At 69.0% G+C, this 20,024-nt stretch carries 13 protein-coding genes; 5 read left to right on the top strand and 8 right to left on the bottom strand.

The window, feature by feature from the left end; genetic code table 11:
* Position 1: 1 nt before the first annotated feature.
* From C1746_RS12615 to C1746_RS12600, 4 genes are read right to left on the bottom strand one after another with little or no spacing between them, the layout of a single operon-like run.
* A complete protein-coding gene (locus C1746_RS12615; protein ID WP_116714911.1) occupies positions 2–250 on the bottom strand; it encodes a DUF4031 domain-containing protein in 249 nt (82 codons plus the stop codon).
* Entirely contained in the window at positions 247–1,323 is a 1,077-nt protein-coding gene (locus C1746_RS12610; RefSeq protein ID WP_162867687.1) for a GNAT family N-acetyltransferase, read from the bottom strand. Before C1746_RS12610 ends, C1746_RS12615 begins: the two co-directional genes overlap by 4 nt.
* Complete coding sequence (locus tag C1746_RS12605) at positions 1,320–2,558, bottom strand: alpha-hydroxy acid oxidase (RefSeq protein WP_240598904.1); 1,239 nt, start codon at positions 2,556–2,558, stop codon at positions 1,320–1,322. The genes C1746_RS12610 and C1746_RS12605 overlap by 4 nt, the downstream gene beginning before the upstream one ends.
* A gap of 45 nt (positions 2,559–2,603) precedes the next feature.
* The gene (locus C1746_RS12600; RefSeq protein WP_116714909.1) at positions 2,604–4,691 is read right to left on the bottom strand and encodes an HD domain-containing phosphohydrolase; all 2,088 of its coding nucleotides are present in this window, start codon (positions 4,689–4,691) and stop codon (positions 2,604–2,606) included.
* 108 nt (positions 4,692–4,799) lie between these two features.
* On the opposite strand from C1746_RS12600, the gene C1746_RS12595 reads away from it, so the two are divergent.
* Positions 4,800–8,126, top strand: coding sequence for a cell wall-binding repeat-containing protein (locus tag C1746_RS12595; protein WP_116714908.1), 3,327 nt, complete (start codon positions 4,800–4,802; stop codon positions 8,124–8,126).
* 33 nt (positions 8,127–8,159) lie between these two features.
* Here the strand turns inward: C1746_RS12595 and C1746_RS22060 are convergent, their stop codons facing one another.
* The 3 genes from C1746_RS22060 to icmF form a co-directional block, all read right to left on the bottom strand.
* On the bottom strand, positions 8,160–9,581 hold the full coding sequence (locus tag C1746_RS22060) for a pre-peptidase C-terminal domain-containing protein (RefSeq protein WP_162867209.1): 1,422 nt from the start codon (positions 9,579–9,581) through the stop codon (positions 8,160–8,162).
* A gap of 161 nt (positions 9,582–9,742) precedes the next feature.
* Positions 9,743–10,240 carry a MarR family winged helix-turn-helix transcriptional regulator gene (locus C1746_RS12590; RefSeq protein ID WP_116714907.1) on the bottom strand — a complete coding sequence of 166 codons (498 nt, stop codon included), beginning with the start codon at positions 10,238–10,240 and terminating at the stop codon, positions 9,743–9,745.
* A 14-nt stretch (positions 10,241–10,254) separates the two neighbouring features.
* Complete coding sequence (gene icmF, locus C1746_RS12585; RefSeq protein ID WP_116714906.1) at positions 10,255–13,506, bottom strand: fused isobutyryl-CoA mutase/GTPase IcmF; 3,252 nt, start codon at positions 13,504–13,506, stop codon at positions 10,255–10,257.
* Positions 13,507–13,672: 166 nt separating this feature from the next.
* Here icmF and C1746_RS12580 point away from each other — a divergent pair, with 166 nt between their 5' ends.
* The 4 genes from C1746_RS12580 to C1746_RS12565 all read left to right on the top strand — a co-directional run bounded on the left by C1746_RS12580 (position 13,673) and on the right by C1746_RS12565 (position 18,815).
* Positions 13,673–13,885, top strand: a complete 213-nt coding sequence (locus tag C1746_RS12580) for a hypothetical protein (RefSeq protein ID WP_116714905.1) — start codon at positions 13,673–13,675, stop codon at positions 13,883–13,885.
* Positions 13,886–13,888: 3 nt separating this feature from the next.
* Positions 13,889–14,278 carry a hypothetical protein gene (locus tag C1746_RS12575; RefSeq protein ID WP_116714904.1) on the top strand — a complete coding sequence of 130 codons (390 nt, stop codon included), beginning with the start codon at positions 13,889–13,891 and terminating at the stop codon, positions 14,276–14,278.
* Between the two features lie 112 nt (positions 14,279–14,390).
* On the top strand, positions 14,391–16,043 hold the full coding sequence (gene pgi, locus C1746_RS12570; protein WP_116715701.1) for a glucose-6-phosphate isomerase: 1,653 nt from the start codon (positions 14,391–14,393) through the stop codon (positions 16,041–16,043).
* Positions 16,044–16,091: 48 nt separating this feature from the next.
* Entirely contained in the window at positions 16,092–18,815 is a 2,724-nt protein-coding gene (locus C1746_RS12565) for a cation-translocating P-type ATPase (RefSeq protein ID WP_116714903.1), read from the top strand.
* On the opposite strand, the gene C1746_RS12560 is transcribed toward C1746_RS12565, so the two are convergent.
* Positions 18,812–19,960 (bottom strand): acyl-CoA dehydrogenase family protein, encoded by a 1,149-nt coding sequence (locus C1746_RS12560; RefSeq protein ID WP_116714902.1) that lies wholly within the window; start codon positions 19,958–19,960, stop codon positions 18,812–18,814. The genes C1746_RS12565 and C1746_RS12560 overlap by 4 nt on opposite strands.
* Between the last annotated feature and the right edge of the window lie 64 nt (positions 19,961–20,024).

Raw genomic sequence — 20,024 nt, 5'->3', positions numbered from 1 at the left:
CTCAGCGGCGACGGAGGCCCGCGGCGGTGATGCGGCGGACCAGTTCCCGGGCATCCACGGGGACCGCCCCACGCCGGATCGCGAGCTCCCGCAGCTCGCTGGGCACGTCGTAGTGGTCCCCCTGGAAGATGTGGCGCGGCAGCCCGAGGCCCTGGGCGAACTCGTGCAGCTCCTCGAAGGAGGTATCGCTGACCATGTGTGCCCACAACTTCCCGCGCCATCGCCACACGGCGCCATCGACCAGGATCACGACCCCTCACCCGTTGGCGGGCCACCCTCGATCATGGTCAGAAGGTGCATGAATGCACGAACCCTGGGCCGCCGCTCAGCGTCGTACCCGTCCCACTTGGCCTGCGGCAGTTCGGTCTGTGGCACGTCGACGAATCCCAGACGGCGGAAGAAGGTCGCCGCGCTCTCCGAGGTGGTGCAGGCGAAGACCCCCTGGAGTCCCTCCACGACGGCCGCCCGCAGGATCCCCTCCACCAGCCGACCCCCGACGCCGCCGCCCACGAAGCGGCTGATGGTGGTGAGGGCCGAGAGCTCTCCCAGCCCCTCGGCCGCGTATGGCTCGGTCAGGAGTGCTGCAAAGCCGGCCAGGTGATGGTCACCGACGTAGGCCCCCCAGCCGTTGACGACCAGTCTGGCGACGGCATCGGGCGACCGGGCCTTGAGGAATGACTCCTCCACCCCACGCTCGATCAGCTCGGCGACCCCGGCGTACTCGTCGATCGCGACCCGGCGGACGGTGGTGTAGTCCGACCGGGTGTAACAGGTCCCCGCACCGGCGTAGGAGAGCAGCTCTTCGGCGATGTCCCGGGGATGGCAGACGTTGACGGTGGCCACGCCCCCGTCGAGGGCCTCACCGGCCAGCTTCCCGAGACGGCCATCACGGTGGTGCTCCCGCAGCGTGATGAAGGAGTCGGCCGCCGCGGCGCGGGCCGCGTCTCGGTCCGACGCCGTCCGGTCGTGCCCTTCGTCGACCAGGACCACCTTGAAGGCCTGCAATCGAACCGCCAAGCGGACAGCCAACGTCAGGTGATCGACCTCGGCCGGCAGGCGCACGCGCATCTGGCCGTGGCGGTGCAGTTGACGCCACGCAGCAACAACGCCCGCGTCGTCAGGTTGCCAGTGGGCAACCCGACCACCCGGCTCGATCAGGACGACGCGGACGTCTTCAGCAACCAGGCCCGCGACCAGACGGTCCACGACCTCGGCATCACCGTCGCTGCCCGGTCCGCGACCGATGACCAGCGTTCGGCCGCCGAACTGCTCGAGGTAGAAGCGACGCTCCCGCACCGGCAGGGATGTGGTCGACCCCCTCACCCGTTGGACCCGGAGCCGAGGGAGACACGACCGGGGTCGAGCGCCGCAACGCTCGTGACACCGAGCAGCTGCATGGTGCGGACCATCTCCTCGTGCAGGATGGCGAGGGCGCGGTCGACGCCGTCCTCTCCCCCGGCCATGAGGCCGTAGAGGTAGGCCCGGCCGATCAGGCAGGCATCGGCCCCGTGCGCGAGTGCCGCGACGATGTCGGCCCCGTGAACGATGCCCGTGTCCAGGTAGACCTCGATGTCATCGCCGACAGCCTGGACGATGGAGGGCAGCAGGTGGAGCGGGGTCGGAGATCGATCCAACTGCCGACCACCGTGATTGGACACCACGATCGCGTCGGCACCACGCTCGACGCACTCGTAAGCATCCGCGACGTCCTGGATGCCCTTGACGATCAGCGGGCCATCCCAGACCTCCCGCAGCCAGTCCAGGTCGGCGTAGGTGATCGCCGGATCGAACAGTGCATTGACCAGTTCGGCCACGGTCCCGTCGAAGTTGGAGAGGGTCGCGAAGTCCAACGGCTCGGTCGACAGCAGGTCCAGCCACCACGCCGGGTGCAGGGCCATGTCGACCAGCGTGGAGGGCGTCAGTCGGGGCGGAACCGTCAGCCCGTTGTGGACATCGCGAAGGCGTTGTCCGGCCACCGGCGTGTCGACCGTGAACACCATCGCCTCGAATCCGGTGTCGCGTGCCCGCTGGACCAGGGAGCCGGCCGCGTCGCGATCACGCCAGACGTACAGCTGGAACCACCGGCGTGTGTCCGGCGCTGCCGCCTGGAGCGTCTCGGGGTCGGTCGTCCCGACGGTGGAGAGTGCGTAGGGGACCCCGCCCCGTCCGGCGGCCTTGGCGACGGCAGGCTCGCCCTCGGTGTGCATCATCCGGGTGAACCCGGTGGGCGCGCAGACCAGCGGCAGCGCCGCAGGCGCACCGAGGATCTCGGTGGAGGTGTCGACGTCGGTGACGCCCTGGAGGACGCGGGGGTGGAACTCGACGTCGGCGAACCCCTGTCGAGCCCGGGCCAACGAGCGCTCTGACTCGGCCGCCCCGTCGACGTAGTCGAACACGGCCCGCGGTGCGCGGCGGCCCGCCAGACGACGCAGATCCCCGATGGTTGCTGCGGCAGCCATGCGGTCGGCCCGGCGGAGTGACGGGAGTTGCACGCCGATGAGTGGCGAGACCTCCTCCCACCGGGGCAGGCGGCGGCGTGATGACGAGGTGCTGGACACGCCTGTAGTTCTACCGCGGTGGACGGACGCGGGGGACCTGACCGCTCAGCGGCGACCGATGGTCAGGAACACGGTGGCCTGGTCACACAGCCCGGTCGTGTCGCAGACCTGGTAGGTGAACTGGTCCTGACCGGTGAACAGGGCGCTCATGACGACGCTCACCCGGCCATCCGCCAGAACCGTGGCCGTCCCGTTCGCCGGTTGGCTCACCACCGTGACGGTCGTCGGATCCAGATCGCCGTCGGGGTCGCTGTCGTTCTCCAACACGGGCAGCGCACCCATTGCACCGGAGAAGGGCGCGACGTAGGCGTCGTCCGCGGCTTGTGGTGGTTCCGGTTCGGGCGGTGGTGGGGGCGGTGGAGGGGGAGGCGGCGGCGGAGGAGGGGGCGGCGGGTCCACGGGCGGAGGCGGCGGGGGCGGCGGAGGCGGGTCCACGGACGGCGAAGGGGACGGCGGCGGATCAGTGACGGGGACCGGCTCTGGGGTGACCCCAGGGTCAGGCGCGCCGGTCGCCGGGGGTGCCACCGCCGGTGCCGTCGGCTGGATGGGCGTTGGTGTCGGATCTGGTGCGGGCGCAGGCGGCGGCGGAGGCGGCGGAGGCGGGTCCACGGGCGGCGGCGGAGGCGGCGGAGGCGGCGGGTCGGCAGCAGGAGGTGGTCCGCCTCCGCCCCCCGGCGAACCTCCAGGGGTACCGGCGCCCGTCGCGCCCCCACCACCTGAAGCACCCAGCGCGGGACCGGCCCCGCCTGGGTCACCGGCCGCGTCGCTGCTCGGGGCACCCCCATCGTCATCGGCTGTCGCTGCCGGCTGCACATCGTCGGCGGCTGCTGTCGAGGTGCTGTCCGATCCGCTGCTGCCGGACCCGGCATCCTCCGAACCGGCCTCATCGGCACCAGCAGCAGCGTCCGAATCGGCACCAGACGACCCGGCACCACCTCCACCGCCACCCTGACCACCGTCCCCGCCAGACCCGCCGCCCGCGGGCCCCTCGTCCGCCGGCTCCTCGACCACGACCTCGGCAGGATCATCCGTCGAGCTCTGTTCGACCGTCGTCGGCTCGGGCGGCGCCACCACTCCGCCCAGCGCCAGAACGCCCAGAAGGCCGACGCTGGTCACAACACCGGCCGTGTCCGGTGACGGTCGTAGCGTGGCCGCCGCACCCAGACCAGCAGTGAAGCCGACGGCCTTGCCCAGCGACCGGGTCGACAGCTGCAGGAACGTCTTGACCATGCTGGGATCGAACTGGGTGCCCGCGTTGTCAAGCAGCTCCTGCTTGGCAGCTGGGATGCTCATCGGCGTGCGGTAGGGGCGCTTGCCGGTCATCACCTCGAAAGCGTCGACGACGGCGATGATGCGCGCGGCCTCGGCGATGTCGGTCCCCGCGATGCCCCTCGGGTATCCCGTGCCGTCGAACCGCTCGTGATGTTCGGCGATGCCGCCGGCGTGACGTCCGAGCCAGCCGATCAGCGGGGCGCACCGCTGCATCCCCAGCTCCGGATGTCTCCGGAGGGCCTCCCACTCGTCGTCGTCCAGCTTCTCGCGCTTGTGCAGGACCTCGGTGTCGATGTCGATCTTGCCGATGTCGTGGAGCAAGGCAGCCCAGCGGATCCGGTCGCGGTCGGGCTCGGGAAGTCCACGCTCGGCCGTCATCAGATCCGTGACCATCCGCACCCGCTCGGCGTGACCTCGGGTCTTCCGGTCGTGTGCCTGCAGTTGGGCGACCAGGGTGAGGATCCGCGTCATCGCCTGGCTGTCGGCATCCCCGCTCTCCGACGCAACCGCTTCGTCGATGCGGTCGAGCAACTGCTCCTTGCTGGACTGGCGGGCGGCGACGCTCAAGCGGGGTGGTGGCTTCCCGGGGAACAGCAACGATCCGCGCAGCAGCATGCGCAGTGGGGCCAGCCGCCTGACCAGCCGCTCGATCACCAGCGCGCCCACGACGGCACCACCGATGACGGCCGCCCACCAGGCCAGTGACTGACCGATGCCGTCAGGGGCCGGCAGAGCCCGCGCGAGGTAGAGCGAGACGACGAGTCCCCCGAGGATGGGAAGACCCACCATGAGCGCCCCCACCAGGAAGGCCAGGACCGGGCGCTGTGCCCAACGCCTGTCCGCTACCTCACCTGGATCCATGTGCCGCTTCAGTCTCGACCACACTCACGGGCGAACGCCCTCTGCGTCACTGTAACCTTACCCTGCGAGACCGGGAATCAGGACATCGACGCACCGAGGGTCAGCGTGATGAGGAGCGAGCGCAAAGCGGCGCAATCGCACGGATCCGGCCCTCGTCGTGCGCGTGCCGCACCTGCGGTCCACCGCCTGCTGGCCACAGGGGTTGGCGCCCTCGCTCTCATCGCCGTCGGGGCCGGTTCGGCAGCGGCTGCCGGCTCGGCCCAGTTCAACACCCAACAGCGACTGGACGAGTCGACGGTCCTCTTCGTCGACGTGCTGACCGCGGGCGAGAGCATCACCGTCTCCACGTCGCGCCAGACGACCGTCCGGGTCTTCGACTCACAGGGCACACCCGGAGTCGACGACGACGGACCGGCACTGAGCACCGGGACCGTCGACAACCTGGACGACGACGACCCGATGACCGGGCCCCTCGCCAACCCCTTCCGATACACACCCACGACCCCGGGCACGTACCGGATCGCGCTGGACGTGACGGCGGGGACCACCTTGGACCGCTTCGACATCACCGTCACGCCCAACAGCACCACCGACCCGGACCCGACCCGCCCGCGTGGTCGGACCTTCTCCTACGAGTGGCAACTGCTCTCCCAGGACGCCGGTCCCCCGTGCAACCTGTTCTGCGAGTCCGTGGCCACCGACGTGAATCTGTTCGCACTGGCGCCCGGACACCGCGCGGACGGAACCGACAACTACGTCTGGCAGTTGGACCTCGGCACCTTCGCCGGCGGGGGCTACACCCTTTCGGCGAACGCCCTGGGGCTTGATCCACCGTTCTCCGGCATCTCCGCACCGCAGTCCACCTCGACGGTCACCCCCGAGTATCCCCTCTATCTGGGGTACCCCGCCGTCGCCGGTTCCCGGCCGGTCGAGCCGCCGACGGTCACCGATGCCGAGTTCCTGGACGACTCCGGCCCCGGTGCCGACGCCACGTTCTCACCCGGTACCGACGGCATCCAGGACTCGGGCACGTTCAACTTCACAACCGACATCAGCGGTGGCAACTACGCGATCAGCGTCGACGTGGACGGCGGTGGGGTCTTCGGCGACCCCGGTGACGTGCTGCTGATCGGGCGCGCCACCCCGGGCCGGAACGAGGTGCCCTGGGATGGCAACGACGCCTTCGGGACACCGGTCCCCCTGGGCACCTACCAGGCCCGCATCCAGGTGCGAGGTGGCGAGTTCCACTTCATCGCCAGCGATGTGGAGACCTCAGGCGGGACCGACGACGATGAGGCGCCTCGCACCTACAACCCCGGCTTGACGATCTTCGCGGCTCGTGCCTTCGGCGACTTCCTCGAACTCCGCGATACCAACGTCTTCTGGGACGACCTGTCGGCCGGGTTCACCGGCGACAACGTCTTCGACGCCACCGCGAACACCCCCGAAGGTGCGCGGTCGGGCAACCGGGCGAACCCGACGGATGGCGACGGTGACGGCAAGCCGGATGGCTTCCACACCTGGGGGGCGTTCACGGCGGACAGCTTCGGCGATGGCCGCAACATCGACACCTACGTCTACGGGCTGGTCGGTGAGTCGTCTGCCACCTTCCGGGCTGCTGACGACGACCTGCCCGACGCGGACGGTGACGGCCTGACCGATGCCGAGGAGGGCGAGGGGGACACCGACGGCGACGGCGTGGCGGATCGGCGCGACCTGGACGCCGATGGCGACGGCATCCCCGACTTCACCGAGGGGACCGCGGACAGCGACGGCGACGGAGCACCAGACCACCTGGACCTGGACAGCGACGGCGACGGCATCCCCGACCTGGTCGAGGCGGGCGGCGCCGACAGCGACGGTGACGGCCGGGTGGACGACCAGTCCGACGCCGCGAACGGCAACGGCTGGGACGACGCCCTCGAGGCCTCACGTCTTCCCGATCCCGACAGCGACGGCGATCGGGTTCCCGACCGGCTGGACCGGGACTCCGACAACGACGGCGTGCCGGACCGTGTCGAGTCTGGCTACCCCCCGAGTGAGTTCGATCCGACTGCGGCGAACCCGAGCGGGCCACTCGACTCCGACGGCGATGGCGACCCGGACTTCCTCGATCTCGACAGCGACGACGACGGCCTCCCCGACCTGATCGAGGCCGGTGGGCAGGATCCTGACAACAGCGGCCGTGTCGCCGACTTCGTCGACCCGGACGGCGACGGCTGGGACGATCGCATCGCGGCAAACCCCCTGCCGGATCCGGACTCAGACGGGGATGGCCTGCCCGATCGGATCGATCAGGATGCGGATGGCGATGGCACCCCGGACGGTGAGGAGGCCGGCTACGACGCACCGTTCCAGCCCGGTGACCCGGGCAACCCGGCGGCGCCGGCAGACAGCGACGGGGATGGGATACCAGACCACCTGCAGAACGAGAATCCGGCGCCCCCACCACCACCGCCACCACCGCCGGCGCCAAACCAGCCGGTCACGGTGAGCCGTCTCTCGGGGCAGACCCCCATCGAGCAGTCGATCGCCCTCTCGGTCCTGACCTACGACGAGGCACCGATCGTGGTCCTCGGCCGTGATGACGTCTACGCCGACAGCCTCTCGGGCGGCCCGCTCGCCGCAGCCCTGCAGGCCCCCCTGCTGCTGACCGACCCCGAGACGCTGGTGGACCCCCTCCGCATCGAGCTCGAGCGGCTGAGGGCGACGCGGGCGATCCTGCTCGGCGGCGATGACGCCATCCGACCGGCCGTGGCCGATGCGCTCCTCCAGGCCGGACTCGACGTGCGGCGCATCGGTGGGCGCAACCGCTTCGAGACCTCCTTGCTCGTGGCTGGTGCCTTGGGCCAGCGTCACGACGAGGCCGTCGTCGTCGAGGGGGAGAACACCGATCCCCAGCGTGGCTGGCCGGACGCGATGGCCGTGTCGGGCTACGCGTCCGCAACCGGACGCCCGATCCTGCTGGTGAACCGGGACCGGCTCCCGGAGGAGACGGCGCGCACCATCCAACGACATGACATCCGACGGGCCGCCGTCATCGGCGGCACGGCTGCGGTCTCGGACGCCGTCGCGGCCGAGCTGGCGGGCTTGCTCGAGGTCGGCCGCATCGCGGGGGCCACGAGGTTCGAGACGTCCGCGGCCGTCCTGGCCGCCTCGATCGAGGACGGGGTGGTCCCTGACACGGTCTATGTCACGACCGGACTGGATTGGCGCAACACCTTGACGGCGGGACCCGTGGCCGGGGACACCGGCGGCGCGGTTGCCATCATCGACGGGCAGGGAGGTGCCGACACCGCCCCGCGCGTCGCGGAGCTGGTCGCCGACCGGGTCCAGCTGGTGGTGGTGGTCGGTGACCAGACGTCGATCACCCAACGCGAGGTGGACGAGTTCGAAGCGCTCCTCGGGGACGCCGGGGCCGACATCGGTCCGTAGACGGGAACCGGTGTCGCCGGCCGGTCCAGACGCCTAGTTGGCGATGATCGAGATGGTGATCTCGAACTCGCCGGTCGTCGTCCCGAAGCTGTCCACCTCCGTGACGTAGGTGCCGCTCTCCGGCACGTCCTCGATCGACAGCAACGAGTTGAAGCCGTCCCCGCCGTCGTCATCGGTGCCGATCTCGTTGCCGGAGGGATCGAAGATGGTGATCCGCGGATCCAGGTCCGAGCCGGCGGTCGCGTCGACGGTCACGATGATCTGTTCGCCAGCCAGGAGGTCGCTGTCGTAGCTGACCACGCCATCGCCGCTCGTGATGGCGTTGACCTCGGTGAACTCGTCATCGACGTTGAGCGCACCGTCAGGGAACGTCAGGGTCAGGGTGAAGTCGCCGGTACCGTCGAGGAAGCTCGAGACCTCGGCGACGTGTTGACCCGTCGCCTCAACGGAGTAGTCCAGCAGCGAGTTGAAGCCATCGCCACCGTCGTCGTCGCGGGCGACCTCGTTCCCGTCGGGGTCGAAGAGCGTGATGATGGTGTCGAAGTCGTCGCTCTCGGCGGACAGCTGGATCCGCTCACCCGCCAACAACTCGAGGGTGATCGAGTCGACATCATCCGGGCCCGGGACGGTGCCCGGGATGACCTCGCCGTCCTCTGACATGATCTGATCGTCATCCGGAGGTGGCGGTTGCGGCGGGGCCGCGGTGGCTGACGGGGTTGGTGCTGGCGTCGTGGCTTGCGGGGTCGGCGTGGGAGTTGATGTCGGCGTGGGCGTGGCCGTGGGTGCCTGGGTTGCCGCCTCCGTCGGGGTGGCGGTCGCCGAAGGTGTGGCACTGGGTGTCGCACTGGAGCTCAGGGTGACCGGCTCGACATCGTCGTCGCCACCCAGCAGGGTCACCAGACCGAAGGCGCCCCCACCCAGGATGACGATGGCACCGAGGGCAAGCAGCGCGTTGCGCAGCCCGTTGGACTTTGGTGGGGGCCCTCCCTGACCGAAGCTGGGAGGTGGACCACCTTGTCCGGGGCCACCTGGGCCGCCCGGCGGCGGGGTGTATCCCGGCGGTGGACCACCCTGCTGATACCCCGGCGGAGGACCACCCTGCTGATACCCCGGCGGAGGACCACCCTGCTGATACCCCGGCGGTGGACCACCCTGCTGGTACCCCGGCGGTGGACCGCCCTGCTGGTACCCCGGCGGAGGACCGCCCTGGCCGGGTGGCGGGCCAACGGGTGGCGGCCCGGACGGAGGGGGCCCTGACTGCGGCAGGGGGGCGGTTGGCTGCTGCTGGTAGTCGGTCGGGTTGAACGTCTGCGTCGGTAGGGACGGCGTCGGGTCTCCGGGAGGTGCCGCCGCCGGGGACTGGCCGTCAGCCGAGTCGCCTTCGTCGCCATCGCCGAGCGACCACCCGTCGCTGTTCCAGTTGCTGTCGTCACCGTTCGCGTCGGAGTCTGACATGTGGTGTGAATCCCTCTGATCAAATGGTGGTGCCGGTTGGCCGACGCACGTCACACACGAGCCTCGACGAGTGGGAAGAGTGCCCGATGCAGCGTGTGATACGCGCGACTGCTACGTCAATGTAACCATCGAACGCGCCCGCTCGCACCTCGTGGCCGGTCTCAGGGGTCGCCGGCTGCCAACCGGATGGTCCGCAGCAGCCCGATCAGCGTCGCCGTCTCCTCGGCGGACAACCCGATGTCGGCGAAGACCTCCTCGTTCAGGATCGCGGTGGCGAGCTTGACGACGTGCTGCCCCTCCTCGGTCAGCCTGGCGAGCTTGGCGCGTCGATCCTCCGGGTGTGGCTCGCGGACGACGAACCCCTGCGCTTCCAGGCGATCCACGGCCGATGTGACCGACGTGGGGTGGACCTGCAGCCGACGGCCGATTGCCGACAGCGGTAGTGCGCCCCGGCGCGAGAAGGCCAGCAGCTGGAGGATCTCGTATCGCGCGAACGTCAGGTCCAGGTCACGCAACCCAGCGTCGATGCGCTGCTGGAAGATCGCCTGCACGCGGGTAACCGACGTGACAGCAGCCATGCCGTCGGCCACGTCCCCCCAGCCGTGCTCGGCCCACTGCCGCCGCGCTTCGGCGATCGGGTCGAACCGAACCTCAGACATGGCTCTCGTGCCGCTCAGACATTGCGCCGGTACTGCCCGCCGACCTCGAAGAAGGCCTCCGTGATCTGCCCGAGGGAGCAGTGGCGAACGGCTTCCATCAGCGCCGCGAAGGTGTTACCGCCGCTGACCGCGGCCTCCTGCAGCGCGGCCAGCTGGGCGGGAGCCTCGTCGCCATGGCGCCGGTGGAACTCGTCCGTCCGCTGCAACTGCGAGCGCTTCTCCTCCTCCGTCGCCCGCATCAGCTCCACGGTGTTCGGATCGTCATCATCGGACTCGGGGGGCAGGAACGTGTTGACCCCGATGATCGGCAGCGTGCCCTCGTGCTTGCGGTGCTCGTACAGCATCGACTCGTCCTGGATCTTCCCGCGCTGGTAGCCGGTCTCCATCGCCCCGAGCACCCCACCGCGGTTGCTGATCGCCTCGAACTCGGAGAGGACGGCCTCCTCGACCAGATCGGTCAACTCCTCGACGATGTAGGACCCCTGCAGCGGGTTCTCGTTCTTGGCCAGGCCCCACTCCTGGTCGATGATCATCTGGATCGCCAGAGCCCGCCGGACCGACTCGCCGGTCGGGGTCGTCACCGCTTCGTCGTAGGCGTTGGTGTGCAGGCTGTTGGTGTTGTCGTAGATCGCACACAGCGCCTGCAGCGTGGTCCGGATGTCGTTGAAGTGCATCTCCTGGGCGTGGAGGGATCGCCCGGACGTCTGGATGTGGTACTTCAGCTTCTGGGACCGCTCGTTCGCGCCGTACCGCTCCCGCATCGCCACCGACCAGATCCGCCGTGCCACCCGTCCGAGCACGGTGTACTCCGCATCCATGCCGTTGGAGAAGAAGAAGGACAGGTTGGGCGCGAAGTCGTCGATGTCCATCCCCCGGGCCAGGTAGCTCTCGACGTAGGTGAAGCCATTGGCCAGCGTGAAGGCCAGTTGGGAGATCGGGTTCGCGCCGGCCTCGGCGATGTGATAGCCGCTGATCGACACCGAGTAGAAGTTGCGCACCTCGTGGTCGATGAACCACTGCTGGATGTCGCCCATGCAGCGCAGCGCGAACTCGGTGGAGAAGATGCAGGTGTTCTGGCCCTGGTCCTCCTTGAGGATGTCCGCCTGCACGGTCCCGCGGACCGACCGCCAGGTGTGGGCGGCGATCTCGGCACGCTCGGCCTCGTCCGGCTGCCGGCCGTTCTCCTCCACGAACGCCTCGACCTGCTGGTCCAGCGCGGTGTTGAGGAAGAACGCCAGGATCGTCGGAGCGGGGCCGTTGATCGTCATCGACACCGATGTGGTCGGATCGCACAGGTCGAAGCCGCGGTACAGCTCCTTCATGTCGTCCAGCGTGGCGATCGACACGCCGGAGGTGCCGACCTTGCCGTAGACGTCGGGTCGCTCCTCCGGGTCACGGCCGTACAGGGTGACCGAGTCGAACGCGGTGGAGAGGCGTGTGGCCGGCTGGCCCTCGGCCAGCAGGTGGAAGCGACGATTCGTGCGGAACGGGTCGCCCTCCCCGGCGAACATGCGGGCGGGTGCCTCCCCGTCGCGCTTGAGCGGGAAGACGCCGGCGGTGTAGGGGAAGTGGCCCGGCAGGTTCTCGCGTCGCAGGAAGCGGTAGAGATCCGCCTGGTTGGTCGTGGTCGGAAGGGCGACGCGGCGGACCTCGTTGCCCGACAGCGTCGTCCGGGATGCCGGGTTGGTGATGGTCTTGCCGCGGACCTCGAAGGAGATCTCCTTCCCGGTGTACGCCTCGACCGTGGCTGGCCACGCGTCCAGCAGGTCCTCGGACTCGCGGGTCAGCTCGTCTGACTCGAGCCCGGCGGTCTCCGACAGGATGTGATCGACCTCGGCCCCGTCGCCTCCCAGTCCGGCATCGAGGTGCTCACCGATGATCTCCCGGGCGGTCTCCAGCGCATCCACACGACGGACGACCTCGGCCTGCCGCTCGGTCTCGTCGTGGTAGCCCCGCACCGTCTGCGCGATCTCGGCCAGGTAGCGCTCTCGCTCCCCTGGCACCACCGTGGACAGCCCACTCGAGAAGCGGACGTCCACCGGCGCCAGGGCCCCCGCGCCTTCGGGGAGTCCGTGGTCTTGCAGCCGCGAGCGCAGGGCCTGGTAGAGCGCCGTGACGCCGTCGTCGTCGAACCGGGCAGCCGAGGTGCCGTAGACCGGCATCTCCTCCGGTTGGGTGCCAAAGGCCTCCCGGTTGCGCACCATCTGACGACCGACGTCCCGCAGCGCATCCTCTGCCCCGCGCCGCTCGAATTTGTTGATGGCCACGATGTCGGCGAAGTCCAGCATGTCGATCTTCTCGAGCTGGCTGGCGGCACCGAACTCCGGCGTCATCACGTACAGCCGGGTGTCGGCATACTCGACGATGGCCGCATCTCCCTGCCCGATCCCGGGTGTCTCGACGATGACGAGGTCGTGACCGGCCATCTTGCAGGCAGCGATGATGCGATCGAGGTTGTCTGGCACCTCCGCCCCGGGCTGCCGGGTGGCCAACGAGCGGAAGAAGACGGTGCCGGGTTCGATCGTGTTCATGCGGATGCGGTCGCCGAGCAGCGCGCCCCCGCCACGACGCCGCGAGGGGTCGATGGCTAGGACGGCCACGCGCACCTTGTCCTCGTAGTCACGGCGAACCCGACGGACCAGCTCATCGGTGAGCGAGGACTTGCCGGCCCCGCCGGTGCCGGTGATGCCCAGCACCGGGACGTTCCGATCGGTGGGGGCGACCACCCACCCGAGGTCGGCTCCGGCCTGCAGATGGGTGATGGTGCGTCCCAGTGCGCCGTCCGCGCCGGTCAGGACCGCATCGGCGATCCCGTCAGACAGGTCCTGCGGCGGGACATCACAGGCGCTGATGATCTGGTTGATCATGCCGGGAAGCCCCAGACGTTGACCGTCTTCAGGGCTGAAGATCCGTGTGACACCGCGACTGTGCAGCAGCTCGATCTCCTCGGGGACGATGACCCCCCCGCCGCCGCCGTAGACCTTGATGTGCGCGGCGCCACGCTCGGCGAGCTGCTGAACCAGGTAGGTGAAGTACTCCACGTGCCCGCCCTGGTAGCTGGAGACCGCAACACCTTGGGCGTCCTCCTGGATCGCCGCCGCCACGACCTCGGCGACCGAGCGGTCGTGCCCCAGGTGGATGACCTCGGCGCCCTGGCTCTGCAGGATCCGGCGCATGATGTTGATGGCCGCGTCGTGCCCGTCGAAGAGGCTGCCAGCCGTGACGATGCGGACGGCATTGGCGGGGACGTGCAGTTCCGAGCTCATGGCGATTTCCTGTCCTGCGGCGCTACTTGGACGTCCAATAGTATGACATCCTAGTAATTTGGTCAATCCTGCACTCGACGTTGCGGTGCGCCGAGTCGCCGGGGCGGATCCGGGGATGGCTGCTGTCGTACGAGCAATCACCCATACACCCAGAGGACCCACCCCAATGGCAGAGACAACCGTTACCGACCCGACCACGTTCGCCGACTTCGGCAAGGAGATGTGGAGCTACCTGACCGGCCGCGACGCCGCGATCAACTACGAGTTCCAGCAGATGACGATCGAGGTGCCGAAGTCCACAGGCCCGGACTCGCCGCGCGCCGCCTGGCTGCTGGACGGCACACTGCGGATCACCACGAGCGACCGGGAGAGCAGCTAGGCCTTGGCCGTCCACCTCGACGCCGACCTCCACGTGGAGGTCGGCGGTGTTCACGCCCATCTCCGCTCGGAGGGCGACACCCTGGTCCTCCACACCGACGACCCGGCCGCTCTACTCCCCCATCTCCGCGACCTCGTCCGCGCGACCGGCGCCGGTCGGGCCTCGGTCGCCGGGGTGCTCGGGCCCACGGACATCCGTCTCGACGGCCCCACAGGACCCGTCGCCTCAGCACAACTCACCGACGGCTTCTTCGGTGTCGGACACGTCCGAGTGCACCACCCGTCGCAGCTGCTGACCAGCCAAGCGCGCCGCACCCTCACCCTCACTGCGATGATCGGTGCCCTTCTCGGCTTGGTCTGGGCGCTGCGGTCTGCAAGAGGCACCTCCCGGTAATCCTCATGCGGCAACCCGTCAGCGGGTAGAACCGAACTCCACCCCTCGAGTCCACCTCTGACCGCGACCACCCGCAGATCGCGACCACCCTCACACCGCGATGGAGCCACGCATGACCGACATCGAACACACCACGCAGTGGGCCAATCTCGTCGCACACCAGGCGCACCACGCCGACATCACCCTCCGCGAACTGTTCCGTGTGGCAGGACGAGCGGAGGAGCTGACGTACCAGTGCGGCGACCTCGTCACCGACCTGTCGAAGAACCGGATCACGACCGAGGTGCTGGACGCTCTTGTAGACCTGGCGGAGGTCGCTGGCGTCCAGGAGAAGATCGACGCCATGTTCGCCGGAGCGCACATCAACGCCACGGAGGACCGCGCCGTCCTCCACACCGCGCTGCGGGCACCGCGCGACACCGACCTGGTGGTCGATGGGCAGGACGTGATCGCTGACGTCCACGAGGTACTGGATCGAATGGCGACGTTCGCGACCCGCGTTCGCAGCGGCGAGTGGACCGGCCACACCGGCGCCCGCATCACCGACGTGGTCAACATCGGGATCGGGGGCTCGGACCTGGGACCGGCGATGGCGTACCAAGCCCTGGCCAGCTACGTGCAACAGGGGCTGCACTGCCACTACGTGTCCAATGTCGACGGGGCTGATCTGGCCCGCACCCTGGATGGCCTCGACCCAGCCACGACGCTCTTCGTCGTCGCGTCCAAGACCTTCACGACCATCGAGACGTTGACCAACGCGCGGTCGGCCCGTCAGTGGCTGGTCGAGGCGCTCGGCGCGGAGGACGCGGTGGCCAAGCACTTCATCGCCCTCTCCACCAACGACGAGGGCGTGGCCGAGTTCGGCATCGACACCGCCAACATGTTCGGCTTCTGGGACTGGGTCGGCGGCCGCTACTCGGTCGACTCGGCCATCGGCATGTCGCTGATGATCGCCATCGGACCGGACCGGTTCCGGGCGTTCCTCGACGGCTTCCACACCATCGACGTCCATCTGCGGGACACACCCCTGCGCCAGAACGTGCCGGTGCTGCTCGCGCTGGTCGGCATCTGGTACCGCAACTTCCTGCACTTCGACACGCTGGCCGTGCTCCCCTACGCCGACGACCTGGCCCGCTTCCCCGCCTACCTCCAGCAGCTGGACATGGAGTCCAACGGCAAGCGGGTGCGGCTGGACGGGACCGAAGCCGGCACCGCAACCGGTCCCGTGGTGTGGGGCGAGCCTGGCACGAACGGCCAACACGCCTTCTACCAACTGATCCACCAGGGCACGTCCGTCGTCCCGGTGGACTTCATCGGATTCCTGCGATCCGGTGTCTCCGGCGATCCGGAGCTGCGTGGCGACCTGCCCCAGGGTCGGGCCGCGACCCATCACGACCAACTGATGGCCAACCTGTTCGCCCAGGGCGAAGCCCTGGCATTCGGCAAGTCGCCGGAGGAGGTCGCGGCAGAGGGTGTTGATCCTGCCCTGGTGCCCCACAAGACGTTCCCCGGCAACTCCCCCTCCACGACCATCCTGGCCCCCGAACTCACTCCGTCGGTCCTCGGACAATTGATTGCCCTGTACGAGCACAAGGTGCTGGTCCAAGGGGCTGTGTGGGGCATCAACAGCTTCGACCAGTGGGGTGTGGAGTTGGGCAAGACCCTGGCCAAGGCCATCGTGCCCGAGCTGACCGGCGACGGGGACCTCGGGCACGACAGCTCGACCAATGCGCTGATCGAGCGCTACCGGGCGGCTCGAACCTGACCGTTCGGGAGCGACTACCTCAGGCCGGAGCGGGGGAAGGTCGCCTAGATGACGCAATCGAGCACCACAACGGACCGCACAGAGCAACAGCAGCCTGATCCAGACCAGGAATCATGGTGGTCCCACGGGCCGGACGAGGTGGCCAGCACCCTCGACGTCGAGGTCCGGACCGGCCTCACCGCCGCCGAGGTCGAGCAGCGGCTGGAGCGGTACGGGCCCAACGACACGGCGCAGGCCGAGGGTCCCTCGTACTGGCAGATCGCGTGGGACCAGTTCCTCTCCCCCATCGTGGGAATCCTCGTCCTGGCCGGGGTCGCGGCGCTGCTCGCCGGCGAGATCGTGGAGGCCGTCGCCGTCCTCATCGCCGTCCTCATCAACGCGGTGATCGGGTTCGTCACCGAGATCCGAGCTCTCCAGTCGGTCGAGTCCCTACGCGAGATCGGGCGCACCACGGCGATCGTCCGTCGGGACGACACCGCAGGCAGTGTGGACGCTGCCAAATTGGTCCCCGGCGATGTCGTGATGCTCGAGGAGGGGGACGTCGTCCCCGCCGATCTCCGCCTGGTCGAGGTGGCCAACCTCCAGATCGACGAGGCACCCCTCACCGGGGAGTCCGTGCCGCAGCAGAAGGACACCGCAGCCGTGGAGGCCGAGACGCCCCTGGCTGAGCGCAGCTCGATGGCCTACAAGGGCACCGCGGTGACCAGCGGGTCAGGTGTCGGCGTGGTCGCCGAGACCGGGCCGAGGACCCAGATCGGCCAGATCTCGACGCTGGTCGAGGATGCCGGCGAGGACGGCAAGACACCGCTGGAAGCGCGGCTGGACGACCTCGCCAAGGCGCTGATCGTTGCGGTCATCGTGATCGGCATCGTCGTCGCGGCGCTCGGGATCGCGGTCGGTCAGGACGTGCAGGAGATGATCGAGGTGGCGATCGCCCTGGCGGTTGCGGCTGTCCCGGAGGGCCTGGCCGTCGTGGCCACACTGGCGCTGGCTCGTGGGGTGGTGCGGATGTCGCGCCGCAACGCGCTGGTCAAGCGCCTTGCGTCAGTCGAGACACTCGGGTCTGCCGGCGTCGTCTTCACCGACAAGACCGGCACGCTCACCGAGGGGCGGATGCAAGCCACCGTCCTGTTGCTGTCCGACGATCGACGGGTCGACCTGGCCGATGTCGACGTCGACGCCGATGAGGCGGCTGCACTGACCGTCGGCTCCCTCTGCGGCAATGCCACGATGAACTCCGACGACGACCCGGAGGACGGCGAGGACGTCGGCGACCCCATGGAGCTGGCGCTGCAGCGAGCCGCCGTCGAGGCCGGCATCGGTGACCGCGAGGACCTGGTCGACCGGCTGCCCGAACTCCGCGAGGTCGCCTTCGATCGGGACACCAAGATGATGGCGACCTTCCACCGCCTGGGCGACGGCGATCTGCAGGGCGTCCCAGCAGACCACGGTGGTGAGGTCCTCGTCGCCGTCAAGGGCGCGCCGGACGCCGTCGTCGGCGCGTGCACCACGGAGATGGGCGGTGGCGACCTGACCGACGGCGACCGTGAGCGGTGGGTGCAGCGGCAGGAGGACCTGGCCGCCCAGGGGCTTCGCGTACTCGGTCTGGCTCGCAAGATCACCGACGACGAGGGGGTGCAGCCGTACGAGAACCTCGAGCTGATCGGGATGGTCGGACTGCTGGACCCACCCCGCGAGGGCACGGCAGAGGCGATCGAGCGGTGTCATCGCGCCGGAGTCGAGGTGGTCATGGTCACGGGCGACCAGCCCGCCACCGCGACCGCAATCGCGCGGGATATCGGTCTGGCGGACGGCGAGATCCATGCCATGCGCGGCGCCGACGTGCCGCCAGCCGCCGAGTGGGACGACGACATGCGCGAGCGACTGGCCTCCACGGCCGTGTTCGCCCGGCTCGATCCCGAGCAGAAGCTGGACCTGATCGCCTTGGCGCAGGCCCGCGGCAACGTGGTCGGCATGACCGGTGACGGGGTCAACGACGCACCGGCACTGACCAAGGCCGACATCGGGATCGCGATGGGCCAGAAGGGCACGCAGGTGGCCCGCGACTCCTCCGACATCATCCTGCAGGACGACGCCTTCGCCACCATCGTCCACGCCATCCGTGAGGGGCGGACGATCTTCGAGAACATCCGCCGCTTCGTGGTCTACCTGCTCAGCGGGAACCTGGGGGAGATCCTCGCCGTCACGGCCGCTGCGGTGTCCGGTGCGGCGCTGCCACTGCTCCCACTCCAGATCCTCTACATCAACCTCGTGTCAGACGTCTTCCCAGCGGCCGCCCTCGGGGTTGTCAAGGGGGACGACAGTGTCCTGAACCGGCCACCTCGCGACCCGGAGGAGCCGATCATGGACCGGTCGCGCTGGGTTGTGACGACGCTCTGGGCCGTGCTCATCGGTGGGGTCACCCTGGGCGTGTTCGCGCTGGCCCACGGTCCGCTGGATCTCAGCGACGAGCAGGCCGTCACGGTGTCATTCCTCACCTTCGTGATCGCGCGACTGGTGCACGTCTTCAACATGCGGGCGCCGGACGAGCCGATCGCCGGCCACCCGATCCTCAAGAGCAAGGCCGTCTGGGCCGCACTGGGCGTCTCAGGGGCCCTGGCCGTGCTGGCCGTGGTGATTCCGCCGCTGGCGTCGGTGCTGGGGCTGGTGACACCAACAGCCAGCATGCTCGGACTGTCCTTCGGCGGTGGGCTCGTGGTGCTGGTGGTCGGCCAGCTCGCCATCAGCGTGCAGGGCCGTCGGATTGGCTAGAGACCGAGGTCCTTCGCGATGATCGTCTTCATGATCTCCGTCGTGCCGCCGTAGATCGTGGTGATCCGGGCGTCGGCGTACGCCCGCGCAATCGGGTACTCACGCATGAAGCCGTAACCGCCGAACAGCTGCAAGCAGCGGTCGATGACCCGCTTCTGCAGTTCCGTGCACCACCACTTGGCACGACTGGCATCCGCAGGTGAGAGCGTCCCGTCGTTCAGGGCCAGCACGCACTGGTCGGTGAACGACTCGGCCAGGACGACCTCGGTGTCGCACTCGGCCAGGACGAACTTGGTGTTCTGGAACGACCCGATCGGCTTGCCGAACGCCGTCCGCTGCTGGACGTACTCGAGGGTCCAGTCGAGCGCGGCCCGCGCCGCCGCCACCCCCGAGAGTGCGATCGCGAGGCGCTCCCGGGCCAGGTTGGCGGTGAGGATCGCAAAGCCCTGGCCTTCCTCCCCCAGCAGGTTTCCGGCGGGCACGCGGACGTCGTCGAAGTGGAGTTCCGCGGTGTCCTGGGCGTGCATGCCGATCTTGTCCAGGTTGCGCCCTCGCTCGAAGCCCTCCATGCCGCGCTCGATCACCAGCAGGGACATGCCGGCGTGCCGCTTCGAGGGATCGGTCTTCACGGCCGTCACCACGAGGTCGGCGTTGATGCCGTTGGAGATGAAGGTCTTGGCCCCGTTCACCACGTAATGGTCGCCGTCGCGGACCGCGGTCGTGCCGATCGAGGCCAGGTCCGACCCGGTGCTCGGCTCGGTCATGGCCACGGCGGTGATCGCCTCACCCGTCACGATGCCAGGCAGCCAACGGGCCTGCTGCTCGTCGTCTGCCTGCTCGGTGAAGTAGGGCAGGACGATGTCGTTGTGCAGGGAGATCGAGAGCCCGGCCGGCGCGACGCCGGCGTAGTGGAACTCCTCCAACAGGACCTGGTTGAACCTGAAGTCGGCCATCTCCGCGCCGCCATGCGCCTCTGGTGCCTCGAAGGCCAGCATGCCCAGCTTCCCGGCGCCGGTGAAGAGCTCGCGCGGGACGATGCCGTCATCATCCCACTGGTCGTGGAACGGCACGACCTGGTCGGCGACGAACCCCCTGACGGTGTCGCGGAACAGGTGATGGTCCTCGGTGAACAGGGTCCGTTGCATCTCCAGCGCCTTTGCTCGGGGTGTCCCAAGCGTGCCAGGTTCTCCACGGGCACACTCAGTGCTT

The sequence above is a fragment of the Euzebya tangerina genome (genome assembly GCF_003074135.1).
GTDB classification, from domain to species: Bacteria; Actinomycetota; Nitriliruptoria; order Euzebyales; family Euzebyaceae; genus Euzebya; species Euzebya tangerina.
This window is presented reverse-complemented; position numbering and strand designations above follow the sequence as displayed.

Coding starts and splice junctions, on each gene's coding strand:
- C1746_RS12565 (WP_116714903.1), top strand. CDS start 16,092: ATGACGCAATCGAGCACCACAACGGACCGCACAGAGCAACAGCAGCCT.
- C1746_RS12590 (WP_116714907.1), bottom strand. CDS start 10,240: ATGTCTGAGGTTCGGTTCGACCCGATCGCCGAAGCGCGGCGGCAGTGG.
- C1746_RS12595 (WP_116714908.1), top strand. CDS start 4,800: ATGAGGAGCGAGCGCAAAGCGGCGCAATCGCACGGATCCGGCCCTCGT.
- pgi (WP_116715701.1), top strand. CDS start 14,391: ATGACCGACATCGAACACACCACGCAGTGGGCCAATCTCGTCGCACAC.
- C1746_RS12580 (WP_116714905.1), top strand. CDS start 13,673: ATGGCAGAGACAACCGTTACCGACCCGACCACGTTCGCCGACTTCGGC.
- C1746_RS22060 (WP_162867209.1), bottom strand. CDS start 9,581: ATGTCAGACTCCGACGCGAACGGTGACGACAGCAACTGGAACAGCGAC.
- C1746_RS12600 (WP_116714909.1), bottom strand. CDS start 4,691: ATGGATCCAGGTGAGGTAGCGGACAGGCGTTGGGCACAGCGCCCGGTC.
- icmF (WP_116714906.1), bottom strand. CDS start 13,506: ATGAGCTCGGAACTGCACGTCCCCGCCAATGCCGTCCGCATCGTCACG.
- C1746_RS12560 (WP_116714902.1), bottom strand. CDS start 19,960: ATGCAACGGACCCTGTTCACCGAGGACCATCACCTGTTCCGCGACACC.